The organism is Planktotalea sp., from assembly GCF_018607965.1.
Classification (GTDB): domain Bacteria; phylum Pseudomonadota; class Alphaproteobacteria; order Rhodobacterales; family Rhodobacteraceae; genus Planktotalea.
Map to the genome: position 1 here is coordinate 1 of NZ_JABBAM010000056.1, position 12,963 is coordinate 12,963.

A 12,963-nucleotide genomic window follows, 5' to 3' on the forward strand; every position below is an offset into this window, starting at 1 on the left:
AACAGAAGCATACACAACACCATAAGTCGAAAACGACTTGGACAACGTTAATTTTTTGGAAGCACCCAGTTAATTACTGCGTGGGGACGTCAATTTTGCTCCGCAAGATCGACTGCCTCCCACCAGAAGTACTGCGTACTTTTTGTTTGGATTACTTGGTTTGGTGGTCATAGCATGAGTGAAACACCCGGTCCCATCCCGAACCCGGAAGTTAAGCACCATCGCGCCAATGGTACTGCGTCTTAAGGCGTGGGAGAGTAGGTCACCGCCAATCCCAGTAATCCAAAACTCTATGCGATCTTAAGAAATCTCCAAAACAAAGTAAGAACACGTGACAAGTGGCAAAACGCTTGCTGCTTTAGGCGTTAAAATTTCTTGTTTAGTGAAAAGATATTTGTTTTATGGAAGCGTAAAGAGCAAAACGCATACGTAAAGAGATACCAACCCTATCGCTAGGCTCCGAACACTTCAATGACATCTCAGTTTTGAAATGTCATTTGTGAGAGTTCTAATTTCAATCAAATCAACGTCATGAAAACACTATGTTTTCCAAGCATTTACCTTTGCTCGTGCTGCTTGCATTAAGAGCACAACGTCGATCGCTACTGCCATAAAACTGTAGCCCATCTCTGCATAAGATCTCGCTGTTTTATCGTTCAAAGCGAGTGAACCCGCCGACTTCCCAGTTCTCGCAATAACCTCACTAGCGCGCTGCATTTCTGCGGCGACTTCTGGGGCAGCGGAATTCCCTGGGAAACCCATATCAGCAGACAAATCAGCTGGTCCAATAAACACGCCATCAACGCCATCTACGTTGGCAATAGCTTCCAAATTGGACATACCCTTAACGGTTTCCACTTGGACAATGAGAGCAATTTCTGCATTTGCAGTAACGGCGTAATCGCTCATTTCGCCAAACCGAGTAGCACGTGCGAGTGTTGCGCCCATTCCGCGGGTGCCCTCTGGTGGATAACGCATCGCTGATGCAATATTCTTGGCCTGTTCTGCAGTTTCTACCATGGGGATCAAAAGGGTTTGGGCACCGACATCGAGCGCCTGCTTGATCATCCAGACTTCATCAGACGGCAAACGAACAACCGCATTAGACGCGCTATTTTCCAGCGCCATCAATTGATCACGAACAGATCGAATATCATTCGGCCCGTGTTCTGCATCTATTACCAACCAGTCAAAACCAGCCGTACCCATCATCTCGGCACAATTTGCCTCACCAAAGCCTAACCAGCATCCGATTGCGCGCTCTTTCGACGCGAGCATCTTTTTGAAAGGGTTGGGAATGGCAGCCATTAGAAGTACCTCAGATTGTTCACAGGGACATTACTGGACAAGGAAGTAACGTCAACAGGTCTAGCCAATACGCGTGCGTTAGGGCAAAAACATAAATCTCTACAGGATGGAACAAATGATGTACCTAAGTGCGCAACCAGAAATCGTGCAGCAGATTGCAGGATATACGTTTCAAGGTTGTGACATAGCCAAAGGTTGGCTTCTTAGCCCCGCAGCGTGGTCTCAATTCATTCTACTCGTCGTTGCCTATCTAATGGCGGTCTATCTAACAAAAAAACTGCGTCCCCTATTGACACGAACGCTGACACCTAAGGGTGAGCAAGAAAACATTATCACGCCTGCGCGCCGCTTTGTTTTGATATTTCTACCCCTGCTTTTGCCGCTAATCGCGTATGCGCTGACTGGAATTGGTGAACAAGTTACCAGCTCCATCTTTGGTAGCAGTGCGGTTATTGCCTTTGGCAAACGAGTATTCTTATTCTTGGCGGCTCACCTATTGGTTCAACAGATAATCACCGATGGGTTTCTAAAGCTGCTTGGGAAATTCGTCCTAGTTCCCGTTGCGGCGCTGTATGCAATTGGTTTTCTTGATGTAGCAACCGAACGCCTTGAAACGCTAATTGTCCCATTGGGCAACCTGTCCTTCTCTGTTCTATTCGCAATCCGATTTGTAGTCGTCGGCGGAATCATTTTCGGATTGGTCGCTGGTCTAACGATCAATCTAACACGTTCATCGCAAAGCAGGACGAGATGCGTCCAGCGACTCAGCAACTCGCATCTAAAACTGCTGAAATCGCAATCTTTGGAGCGGCTTTCTTGTTTTTGATGAACATCATGGGCATTTCGCTTAGCTCTTTAGCAGTCCTCGGTGGTGCGATTGGTGTGGGCCTTGGCTTTGGTCTTCAAAAGATCGCCTCTAACTTTATTTCTGGTGTCATCCTTTTGCTGGAAGGTCAGGCAACGGTTGGTGATTACGTTGAACTTGACGGAGGTGAGGCAGGCACGATCGTCAAGATGACCGCGAGGGCAGCCTTTCTTGAAACCTATGATGGGCGCTGGATTGTTGTTCCGAACGAAGATTTCATCACGATCCGCGTTGTTAACTATTCCGACAGTGGTTCTGCAAACCGATATGAGGCGCCTTTTTCGGTCAGTTATGACACCGATATCAATCTTGTACCTGCAATCGTAGAGCAGGCCGTTGCCAAGCATCCAGAAGTTTTGACCCACCCGTTTTCTCCAGATTGCGAACTTCGAGGATTTGGAGGCAGCGGCTTCAATTTTTCTGCGGAATTTTGGGTGAATGGAATCGATGATGGCCAAAATAAATTCACGTCCGACGTTCTGTTTTTAATTTGGAACGCGCTCAAAGATAACGATATTCAAATTCCTTATCCTCAACGTGTTGTGGAACTTAAAGGTGAAATCAAAACGATTTCAGATAAGGCTTCAAAATGAAAACGGCACTAGTAGTTGGCGGGGGACCCGCGGGGCTCATTGCTGCAGATGAGCTTTCGCGCGCAGGTGCTAAGGTTATAGTGATTGATGCTAAACCGTCAGTAGGGCGGAAATTTCTGATGGCGGGCAAGTCGGGTTTGAACCTGACGAAATACGAGGCTCTTGGGCCTTTTGTCGAAAATTATTCCGATGCGCAAAGCTGGCTGGGTCCAATTCTTAATACATTTGGACCAGAGCAGGTTGTTCAATTCGCTGAACGTCTTGAGCAAAGTGTTTTTACGGGAACGTCTGACCGAATTTTTCCTGATGCGATGAAGGCATCGCCCTTACTTCGGGCTTGGATCAATAGACTATCCGAGCAGGGTGTAGAGTTTCGCACTAAATGGCGTTGGCTTGGATGGGACGGCAGTACCTTAACGTTTGAGACACCCGAAGGCGCGCAAAGTGTTGAAGCCGACGGGACTGTATTCGCACTTGGCGGCGCAAGTTGGGCACGTCTGGGCTCCGATGGCCACTGGGCTAAAATCTTCGCTAAGGAAGGGTTCAAACTTGCACCATTTGGTGCGTCGAACGCTGGTATTGGTGTCGCGTGGAGTGCGCATATGGAGCCCCACTTTGGCACGCCCCTCAAGGCGGTCGCATTTAGGTCCGGCACATATAGCAGTCGAGGCGAAGCAATTATTTCCAAAGGTGGCCTAGAGGGCGGCGGTATCTATTCCGTTTCGCGTGGGGTGCGTGAGGGCGGCGACCTCTATTTCGACCTCATGCCAGATTGGACAATTGATCGCGTGCGACATGCGCTGGCAAAACCGCGTGGGAAGAATTCGCTGACGAACCACATTCGCAAAACGCTAAATCTGAAGAAACACGAATTGGCCCTGTTGGGCGAATGGGCGCGTCCCCTTCCAAGTGACGCCAAAGATCTGGCTCCGGTCATAAAGAACTTGAAAGTAGGCCATAGTGGCCTTCGTCCGATGGACGAAGCGATCTCGACAAGCGGTGGCGTTGCGCAAGCCGCATTCGATGAGAACCTTATGTTACACGCAAGACCCGGAACGTTCTGCGCTGGCGAAATGCTGGATTGGGAAGCACCGACAGGCGGCTACCTTTTAACCGCTTGCTTCGCAACAGGCTACACCGCAGGTCGCGGTGCGGCCCGTTACTTGGGACTTACTCCAACGCCCTAACGCGCTTGAACGCATCACGCGCGCGCATTTCTTTCGCATAGGCTGTCATTTTGTCACTGGTGTGCTCGAACTTGGCACCAACAGCCCAGTTCAGGCAGTGGGTCAAAAGGATGTCTGTGATCGTAAATGTCTCGCCTGCAGCGAACGGTGTGGTGATGCGATCCGCAAGTCGGTGAATGTTGCGGTCAAATTCCCACTTTAGGGAGGGTTTAACGTCGGGTACGCGGCGTTCCTCTGGCAAAACGAAGCTGTGGCGCGCACCTGCCCACAGAACGGCGTCAATTTCATCAATCACAGCGTGCGTGATCGCGTCTTGTTGAGCCCGCTCAATCGTTCCGGCAGGCACGATCAAAGCACCGTGTTTGTCAGCAAGGTATGTCATGATCGCGGTTGAATCGGTGATGATCTGATCATCAACCTTTAGTGCAGGAACTTTGCCAGCGGGATAGATGGCAGTCAAAACAGGATCATGCGGTTTCGCGTGGATCAGTGTGTAGGGCACGCCCAATTCTTCCAGTGCCCAAAGGACACGGAACGCGCGACTGGCGATGCTTCCAAAGACTTCATACATTCTCAAACTCTCCCAATTATTTTATTTTCGCGCCATCATTGCGAGGCGGATCAAACAGCGCTCAACCAACACCATCGCAGGGGCGTGCTGCCCGGCGCTGCGCAGTTTTAGATCGGTGTCGACTAAAAGGCTCAGTGCTGCCTCAAGGTTATAGATCCCCCAGCCTTGGGCTTGGCGCAGCATTCTATCGCGACGCGGGCCAAAAACAGGGGGGCGCAGTTTCCCAATACCTTGTGCTGCACCACCGGGATCACTGGCCGCAGCATAAAGCGTTTTGAAATGGCGCAATGTGGCGATGCATAAACCGACAGGCTGTACGCCCTGCGCCTGTAATTTGCGCATGATTGGACCGATCTCACCTGAACGGGCCTCTGCAACAATGTTAATCACATCATCCAAAGCGGCCTCTGTTGATGCGGGCGCGCAGGCGGCGATGTCTTCACTGCTGAGCGGCGCAGAATCGTTCAACTTATAAAGCGCGAGCTTTTCCAGCGTCTGACGAAAATCACCCAGATCAAGTTCACGCGAGAGGGTCGTCAAATCGTCCATTACGTCACGCTCTGGCATCGTTATTTGCGCGCGCAACAACTCTGCCTCGATTTCCGCACGCGACGGCGGCTCGTCGTAAATCGCAACTGCGAACGCGTTGTTATGACCCTCAAACATCTTGCGCAGCGCGGACTTCGCGGTGAGCTGACTTGCAGTGACGACAATCTGCGCATCGCCCGTGCGCCATTCTTCAAGCGCTGGTGCGATAATCTTGGCAATTGCATCTGTTGCGTCCTCGACGAATGCGACCCGTGGACCGGGAAAAAAGCTTTGCGCGGTCATCGCGTCGATTAGGATCGCAGGGTCTTTTCGCAAATTTGCCGAAGGGATACGTGTCAGCCGCATTTCTTCTTCACCGCTTGGGCCGATCAATGTAGCGATGACTTGCTGGCGCTTCAGCGCGATGCGCATAGCATCGGGGCCGTAAATCAAAAGCCCCGTTTTGCCCGCGTCGGGTTTGGCGAAATAGCCAGTTGCCTCACGCGGGGAAAGTTTCATGGCAACAGCGCAGGATCGATCAAGTGCAAACGATCAACTAATTGATCTGCAAGGATATACATCAGGCGTTCAATCGCAGCACTTTCAGCTGCGAGGCTGGCCGCAGTATTTCCCGTCGCGGAATAGCCAGTAAAATTGGTGAGGCGTCCTTTGTCTATCATCTCACCCGTGCTTGTATTCTTGAGACTGTAGCTAAGAGCCCCAACGCGATGTAGTCGCGTGGTGGATCCCGTTGCAGTCGTGCCCAGACCCGATGCGCTATGGGAAACTGAGTATGTCAATGTCATGGGTGCTGGGTCAGACCGACCAAGCCGCGTTTCTAGACGCCGCGTTAGAAGATACTGTTCTCTCGTTGAGGGCGCTGATACGGAAATGCGCCCGTCAAGTTTGGAACCCGCAGCATCTGGGCCATAAACAGGCGTAAATTTGCAGGCGCTGGTGAATAAAACCACCGCACCCAGCATGAGCTTTCTTCGATTAGACAACAACATTCACAATCCGCCCTGGCACTACGATCACCTTTTTAGGCGTTGCGCCATCAAGTGTTCGAACGACAGCCTCATCGCTAAGCGCGACTTTTTCAATGTCTTCTTTTGACATATCCGTGGGTACAGTGATTTCAGCGCGGCGTTTGCCGTTGATCTGGATCGGCATCGTGACGTTATTTTCAACAAGCATCGCGTCATCGGCTACGGGCCAAGGGGCGTTGATGATCAAACCCTCACCCCCTTGGTGTGCCCAAATATCTTCGGCCAAATGCGGCGTCATGGGGGCCATCAGTTGGGCCAATGTCATGACTGCTTGGCGCTGCACGCTTTGGCTGGCATCGGATTTGCCGAGCGCGTTGGTAAATCCATAAAGTTTTGCAATAGCTGCGTTAAAGCCGAAGCTTTCGACACTCAGCGTTACATCGCGGATGGCTTTATGCATGTCGCGCAGCAGATCTTCGTCGCCAGTCCCCTTGATGCTTGGGTCTAACTTGGAGACACGATCACAGATCGTCCACACGCGACCCAAATGTTTGAACGACGCTTCGGCGCCAGAGGCGGTCCATTCAACATCCCGCTCAGGAGGGGAGTCAGACAGGACGAACCAACGTGCAGTATCTGCGCCGAATGCAGAAATAATGTTCAGCGGATCAACCACGTTATTCTTGGACTTGGACATTTTTGCAGACGGGATCACGTCCACTTCTGCGCTGCCATCTTTAAGGAAAGCCTTGCCGTCTTTTAGGTCAACTTGCTCAGGATAATGGTAAACGGGACGCCCGTTGTCGCCCTCAGTCTTGTAAATCGCGTGGGTCACCATGCCTTGGGTAAACAAAGCATCAAAGGGCTCAATCGCTTTGGCTGGCAAGTTACCCGTGATCTGCATCGCGCGTGCAAAGAATCGTGAATACAGCAGGTGCAAAATCGCGTGCTCGATCCCGCCGATATATTGATCGACGTTCATCCAATAGTCTGCATCCGCCATATCGACAGGCGTTTCTGCATTAGGCGATGTAAAACGCGCAAAGTACCATGAGCTGTCAACGAACGTGTCCATCGTATCGGTTTCGCGCTGCGCAGGGCTGCCGCAAGTTGGGCAGGAACAGTTGCGCCAAGTGGGGTGACGATCCAAAGGGTTGCCGGGCGTATCGAAGGTCACGTCATAGGGCAGCTCAATCGGTAGGTTCTCTTTCTTTTCAGGAACCACACCACAGTCAGAGCAATGCACAACAGGGATCGGGCAACCCCAATAGCGCTGACGCGAAAGGCCCCAATCGCGCAGGCGATATTTTGTGACGCCTTGGCCAATGCCGTTTTCTTCGCAGAACGCGATTGCGCTATCGATGGCTTCGTTACCTGTCTGCCACTGCTCGCCCGCGAAACCGCCGTTGTAGAAAACCTTTTCGATTTTCGCAGGAACGTAAGCAGCTTTGACCTTTGGATCGGCGTCTTCAGACGGCAGATAGGTCGATGTGATCGGCAAGCCGTATTTCGTCGCGAATTCAAAATCGCGCTCATCATGGGCAGGACAGCCAAAAATTGCGCCTGTGCCATAATCCATCAGAATGAAGTTGGCGATATAGACGGGCAGCTCCCAGCTTGTGTCAAACGGGTGGCGCACGCGCAGGCCAGTGTCGTAGCCTTTTTTCTCTGCCGTTTCGATCGCCTCAGCTGTGGTTCCACCTTGGCGACAGTCCTCATTGAACGCGGCCAGTTCAGCGTTGTCCTTTTCAAGTTGCTTGGCCAGCGGATGATCTGGCGATATACCAACGAACGAGGCACCGTTCAGCGTATCAGGGCGCGTTGTGTAAACCTCTATCCGGTCATGGCCGTCGGGCGCTTCAATTGTAGAGAACGCAAACTGAAGACCGCGTGATTTGCCGATCCAGTTTTCTTGCATCAGTTTCACTTTGGCAGGCCAGTTATCAAGACCGTCCAATGCAGAGAGCAATTCATCTGAATGATCTGAAATCTTGAAGAACCACTGCGTGAGTTCGCGACGTTCCACCAAAGCGCCTGAACGCCAGCCGCGACCGGCCTCAACCTGCTCGTTCGCCAAAACAGTCATGTCCACTGGATCCCAGTTCACAACGGCGTTCTTGCGATAGACCAGACCTTCATCAAGGAATTCGAGGAACAGCGCTTGTTGCTGACCGTAGTATTCAACGTCACAGGTCGCGAATTCACGGGACCAATCAATCGACAACCCCAGCGGCTTCATTTGCGAACGCATGTCCGCAATATTGTTGTAGGTCCAATCTTTCGGGTGTCCGCCAATCGCCATCGCGGCGTTTTCTGCTGGCATGCCGAATGCGTCCCAACCCATTGGGTGCAACACGTTATGGCCTGTGCTCATCTTATAGCGCGCGATCACATCGCCCATTGTGTAGTTGCGCACGTGACCCATATGGATGCGGCCAGATGGGTAGGGAAACATTTCCAAAACGTAGTATTTTGGCTTGGACGGATCGCGCGTCGCTTTAAAAGTGTCGGCAAGGTTCCACGCATCTTGCCATTTCGCTTCGATGGAGGGGGCGTCATAGCGTTGCATGGGCATGTCCTTATCGCGCATCTCGCGCCTTAAAATACTGTTGCAAGGGTGATATGCGATGGGTGTTTCAGGGTCCAGAGCGTTCGCAACCAAGAATTCGCCATTGGCGCGACACAATGGTGTTTCTATAGTCGACAAAAAACGAAGGCAGGCCGTTTTTTATGCGTATCTTAATTATTCACCAAAATTTCCCTGGGCAGTACAAACATTTGGCACCTGCTTTGGTCGAACAAGGCCACAAAGTGTATTCAATGACACCCAAGGTCGAAAAGCAGACCGTCTGGAAGGGCGTGACACTGCTGCCTTACAAAATTACGCGATCGTCCTCAAAGGATGTGCATCCTTGGTTGTCCGATCTGGAAACCAAAGTGATCCGTGCTGAGGCCTGCTATCGCCAAGCTTTGGCGCTGAAAGAGAAGGGCCTAGAGCCTGACGTGATCCCTGCGCACCACGGTTGGGGCTAGGCGATGTTCCTGAAAGACGTCTGGCCGAACGCCAAAACGCCAAGATGGGCCTGTATTGTGAATTGTATCGCTTGGATTCAGGCGAAACGGTCAACTTTGATCCTGAATTCACAACGAAAGATTTGCGCGGTAATGCGCTACGCTTGTGGCTGCGCAATCTCAACAATTCGCTACATTTTGACATTGGCGACGCAGGAATTAGCCCGACAGAATTTCAAGCCGATACCTTCCCCCAGCCGCAACGCTGCGCGTTCGCGAACATCAAACACTGACGCGCGATGATGAGGTGATAACGTTCATCAATCGCAATCTTGAACCCTATCGTGGGTATCACGTTTTCATGCGAGCTTTGCCCAAACTCCTAAAGACACGTCCGAATGCGCAAGTTGTGCTGCTTGGTAGCGATGAAGTCAGTTATGGATCAAAGCCGCCAAAGGGCAAAACGTGGAAACAACTTTGTATAGACGAAGTCCGATCCGAGATTTCCGACGAAGATTGGGAGCGCGTGCATTTCTTGGGCCGTGTGCCATATGATGCGTTCCTCTCGATGATGCAGGTCAGCCGTCTACACATATATATGACATACCCGTTCGTTCTAAGCTGGTCGTTGCTTGAAGCGATGAGCGCCGAGGCTGCCATTCTTGCGTCCGACACTGCGCCGGTTCTGGAGGCTATTCGACATGATGAAACGGGCTGGCTGACAGATTTCTTTTATACGGATGCATTGGTCGAAAAGGCGAATGTGCTCTTGTGCGACAAAGAAAAACGCGAACGACTTGGAAAAGCGACACGCAAATTCGTGTTGGAAACTTATAATCTAAAAACCCATTGTCTGCCAAAGTAGCTTGAATGGGTTTCTAACTTGGCAAAAACCTAAAGCTATAGACGGCCGTCTGCGATACGCAGTTGACGTGCGCGTGCCAGAATTGCGTCTTCGACTGCGCGCGCAGTTGCAGCACTTACTGGGCCACTGCGTGTTTGCATTGCTACATTCAAGGAACGGGCTTCTAGCGCTGGATCGTTCACCAAAATCGTTGCGCGATACGCACGACCGCCGCCGGGTGGGCGACCATATCCAGTGGATATTACACCTGAAAACGGATCAACCGATTCCACGGGCAAGAAATTCAAGACATCTAAAGAGGCTTTCCAGATATACTTGTTCACCTGAACATTGGTGTTTGCATCTGACTTGCGCAAAGCGTCCCAAATAGTGACAGGTTCGATTACGCCTTCGGAAGCACTGCTACCAGATCCGTTTCCGGAACCAAGTCCCCCACAGCCAGCAAGCAAAACGCAAACGGCTGATATGGCAGAAAGTCTGGCGGGGCGATTGTTCAACATTTGGTATGCCTCGTCTTTGTTTCATTAGTCATAAACTTGCAAAGAGGAGGGAGCAAGGCCTTTGATAAGAGGTTTGATGCCGACGCGTTGCACAAACGCGTGCCCAACGTATATCTGTTTATTGATACATTTCTATGACATGCCTCCCGAGAGGTTAGGATGACACAAGTCTACTATAGAATGTAACTTGGTGCTTACTAAGTGTGGCAAAGCTGCATCATTTTCCCAAGCTTTGACACAGTGCGATCTGGGAACCTTGCAAAGATACCCTGAAAAGAGCGAAACAACTTCAAGGCCTAGTGCGGATTCCCCGAGCTAGGCACTTATTAAAAAAACCCGAGGGAAAAACGATGAAAAAAATTCTTATCGCTACAACAGCATTGATAGCAACAGCTGGCGTTGCTTCTGCAGACGTAACAGTAGGTGGTTACGGTTTTATGGGCGTAGTATATAACGGCACAGACGTCGATTTATCAAGCAGGATGCGTCTTACGTTCAAAGGTACCGTTGAAACAGATGCCGGTATGAGCTTTACAGCGTCTTCACGGATCAACATTACAAACGGTACTACAGCTAGTGCGATGGAGCGCGGCAAGGTATCTATGACCTCCGGCGGCTTGACGCTTGCTGTGGGCGCAACAAACGGTGCGATGAAATCTTTGGCTCGTGTTGCAAACTACCAAGGCTTCAATGATGGTGGTGTTATCGGCTTCGATACTAACACTAGCGGTATCAACGACTCGGGTAACAATGTTTACGTGAGCTATGCGATGGGTGATTTCAAAGCCGGTATCGGTTCAAACGCGGCTGGAACCGAGACGGATATTGCGGCGAGCTACACTGTCAGCGGCTTCACGATCGGCCTTGGCGCAAACAACAACGACGAATGGATGGTTTCTGGAAAGCTATCTAGTGGCGAAGTTAGTGCAGCAGTTGGCTATAACAGCGACGATACTGCCGTGTTGTCAGTAGGCTACGACCTTTCGGACGCGACATCTCTTAGCTTTGGCTACAAATCCGCGACTGCGGGCGATAGCTATGGCGTAAGTGTTAGCCAAGATCTAGGTGGTGCTTCACTCACTGGTACAATTGGCCGGACTGCTGCTGGTACTAACGTTGCAGGTTTGGGCGTACTGTTCAGCTTCTAATCCACTTTGGATTTGGATTAATGGAAAGAGCGGGCTTTGGTCCGCTCTTTTCACGTTTTGGGTATGATTTTTTTGTTAGAGCGGCACTAACTCGCCAACCACAGCGGCATACTCAACTACAGCACGGTGTAGGTGCGCTTTGTGCTGTTGCGATGTGACGGATGTTGTTGAAGTTGGATGTGTGTTGCTTGTCTTAACTCAGTTACAGCACACTTGCTTGACTTTGACAGAACAGGTTTATGCCTAACTTTGATACTGTGCGCGCACAGTTGATAGCTCGATATTTACCCTGTGTAAGCCATAATCACATTGCGCTTGTAGATGCGAATCCAGTCCCAGAACGTGCTAATCACTGCTGAGCCATTAACTATATCAGCTCTACTGCCTGTGCCAGCTGTGTGTCGTTGACGTCAATATAGCGCTGCGTGGTGCTGATGTGTTGATGTCCAGCAAGTTCTGCCAGCAAGCGTACATTGATGCCTGTGTTGGCCAGTTTTGTAATAAATGTTCTGCGTCCACTGTGACTGCTGGCACCTTTTAGTCCGCAATCTTTGTATATCTGTAAGAATAGCTGACACATAGTGTTGGCAGAGAAGCGTGTGCGTATCTGTGTTTGGAACAGCAGATCAGTTGGCGAGCGATACTGTATTGACGGATAGTACTGCTGTAGCACACGTTTAAGCTTGCGACTTACATACACAGCACGAGTGTGACCGCCTTTGCTCTGTGACCCTGTGACCCTGTGATGCTGAACTGATCACGTACAGCACCAGTGTGATCATACACATCACCAATGCTGTGTCCTGCGATCTCCATTGAACGGAGTCCTGCAAGAAAGCTCACGTGTATGATGGTCTGGTCACGCTGCGTGTGCTTGCGAGTGTTACAGAATGCGATCACTTGTCGGTACTGCGTGTCTGTGAGTGTTAGTGCTTGTCTCATATGTGCATCTCTCAGCTTTTGTGTGCTCACAGCATATGATCTAATCGAACGGTTGGGCGACCGGATATGTGAAGCACTGTGAGTTAAATGATTACAGTGGGTTAGCTCTATGTCTCAACAAATACATATTATGTGAGAGAGCTGTACTGTGCCAAAACACATCAAAAGTGAACACTGCGAGCGAGCAATGCGTGTGAGCTAAAAAACCGTTTTGAACAGGGCATTTGGCGCAGTGGATAAATAACTGTGTAAGGCAAAATAGGCATTTGAAAAACAAGGTTAGGCACTGAGCATTTGAAACGCAGGCGCTACCGGCAACAAAACAGGCAACGAAACAAACTGGATTAAGGTTAGCACGCCGATTGTAATAGTGCCGCAAGCCCGTTTTGATGTGTGACGGTGAGTAAATGTAGTGCTAGTTATACACTTCAATCAACTATCCCATCCTCGTCGGT

General features: G+C 50.6%; 13 protein-coding genes, 1 rRNA gene and 1 pseudogene. 7 read left to right on the forward strand and 8 right to left on the reverse strand.

What is annotated here, in order from left to right:
* Nucleotides 1–159 precede the first annotated feature (159 nt).
* Nucleotides 160–274 (forward strand): 5S ribosomal RNA (gene rrf / locus QZ279_RS05195).
* Nucleotides 275–540: 266 nt separating this feature from the next.
* Here the strand turns inward: rrf and QZ279_RS05200 are convergent.
* Nucleotides 541–1,308 carry an HpcH/HpaI aldolase/citrate lyase family protein gene (locus tag QZ279_RS05200; RefSeq protein WP_293448891.1) on the reverse strand — a complete coding sequence of 256 codons (768 nt, stop codon included), beginning with the start codon at nucleotides 1,306–1,308 and terminating at the stop codon, nucleotides 541–543.
* A gap of 118 nt (nucleotides 1,309–1,426) precedes the next feature.
* On the opposite strand from QZ279_RS05200, the pseudogene QZ279_RS05205 reads away from it, so the two are divergent.
* Together QZ279_RS05205 and QZ279_RS05210 are read left to right on the forward strand one after the other, a co-directional pair.
* Nucleotides 1,427–2,766, forward strand: a pseudogene (locus QZ279_RS05205) (mechanosensitive ion channel domain-containing protein).
* Nucleotides 2,763–3,953 (forward strand): TIGR03862 family flavoprotein, encoded by a 1,191-nt coding sequence (locus QZ279_RS05210; protein WP_293448894.1) that lies wholly within the window; start codon nucleotides 2,763–2,765, stop codon nucleotides 3,951–3,953. Before QZ279_RS05205 ends, QZ279_RS05210 begins: the two are co-directional and overlap by 4 nt.
* Here the strand turns inward: QZ279_RS05210 and QZ279_RS05215 are convergent.
* From QZ279_RS05215 to leuS, 4 genes are read right to left on the reverse strand one after another with little or no spacing between them, the layout of a single operon-like run.
* Nucleotides 3,937–4,524, reverse strand: coding sequence for a glutathione S-transferase family protein (locus QZ279_RS05215; protein WP_293448897.1), 588 nt, complete (start codon nucleotides 4,522–4,524; stop codon nucleotides 3,937–3,939). The genes QZ279_RS05210 and QZ279_RS05215 overlap by 17 nt on opposite strands.
* Before the next feature lie 21 nt (nucleotides 4,525–4,545).
* The gene (holA, locus tag QZ279_RS05220; RefSeq protein WP_293448900.1) at nucleotides 4,546–5,571 is read right to left on the reverse strand and encodes a DNA polymerase III subunit delta; all 1,026 of its coding nucleotides are present in this window, start codon (nucleotides 5,569–5,571) and stop codon (nucleotides 4,546–4,548) included.
* A complete protein-coding gene (gene lptE / locus QZ279_RS05225; protein WP_293448903.1) occupies nucleotides 5,568–6,062 on the reverse strand; it encodes an LPS assembly lipoprotein LptE in 495 nt (164 codons plus the stop codon). Before lptE ends, holA begins: the two co-directional genes overlap by 4 nt.
* Nucleotides 6,049–8,610, reverse strand: coding sequence for a leucine--tRNA ligase (leuS, locus tag QZ279_RS05230; protein ID WP_293448906.1), 2,562 nt, complete (start codon nucleotides 8,608–8,610; stop codon nucleotides 6,049–6,051). Before leuS ends, lptE begins: the two co-directional genes overlap by 14 nt.
* Nucleotides 8,611–8,771: 161 nt before the next feature.
* Here leuS and QZ279_RS15645 point away from each other — a divergent pair, with 161 nt between their 5' ends.
* Genes QZ279_RS15645 through QZ279_RS15655 form a run of 3 tightly spaced genes read left to right on the forward strand, consistent with a single transcriptional unit; the run spans nucleotide 8,772 to nucleotide 9,918 of the window.
* Nucleotides 8,772–9,074, forward strand: coding sequence for a hypothetical protein (locus QZ279_RS15645; RefSeq protein WP_366513863.1), 303 nt, complete (start codon nucleotides 8,772–8,774; stop codon nucleotides 9,072–9,074).
* Nucleotides 9,065–9,346, forward strand: a complete 282-nt coding sequence (locus QZ279_RS15650) for a hypothetical protein (protein ID WP_366513864.1) — start codon at nucleotides 9,065–9,067, stop codon at nucleotides 9,344–9,346. The genes QZ279_RS15645 and QZ279_RS15650 overlap by 10 nt, the downstream gene beginning before the upstream one ends.
* Nucleotides 9,347–9,360: 14 nt before the next feature.
* Complete coding sequence (locus QZ279_RS15655) at nucleotides 9,361–9,918, forward strand: glycosyltransferase (protein WP_366513865.1); 558 nt, start codon at nucleotides 9,361–9,363, stop codon at nucleotides 9,916–9,918.
* 35 nt (nucleotides 9,919–9,953) lie between these two features.
* On the opposite strand, the gene QZ279_RS05240 is transcribed toward QZ279_RS15655, so the two are convergent.
* Nucleotides 9,954–10,418: a DUF3576 domain-containing protein gene (locus QZ279_RS05240; protein ID WP_293448908.1), complete on the reverse strand. Its 465-nt coding sequence runs from the start codon at nucleotides 10,416–10,418 to the stop codon at nucleotides 9,954–9,956.
* Nucleotides 10,419–10,768: 350 nt separating this feature from the next.
* Here QZ279_RS05240 and QZ279_RS05245 point away from each other — a divergent pair, with 350 nt between their 5' ends.
* Entirely contained in the window at nucleotides 10,769–11,566 is a 798-nt protein-coding gene (locus QZ279_RS05245) for a porin (protein ID WP_293448910.1), read from the forward strand.
* Between the two features lie 367 nt (nucleotides 11,567–11,933).
* Here the strand turns inward: QZ279_RS05245 and QZ279_RS15660 are convergent, their stop codons facing one another.
* On the reverse strand, nucleotides 11,934–12,266 hold the full coding sequence (locus tag QZ279_RS15660; RefSeq protein WP_366513866.1) for a site-specific integrase: 333 nt from the start codon (nucleotides 12,264–12,266) through the stop codon (nucleotides 11,934–11,936).
* Complete coding sequence (locus QZ279_RS15665) at nucleotides 12,257–12,508, reverse strand: hypothetical protein (protein ID WP_366513868.1); 252 nt, start codon at nucleotides 12,506–12,508, stop codon at nucleotides 12,257–12,259. Before QZ279_RS15665 ends, QZ279_RS15660 begins: the two co-directional genes overlap by 10 nt.
* Between the last annotated feature and the right edge of the window lie 455 nt (nucleotides 12,509–12,963).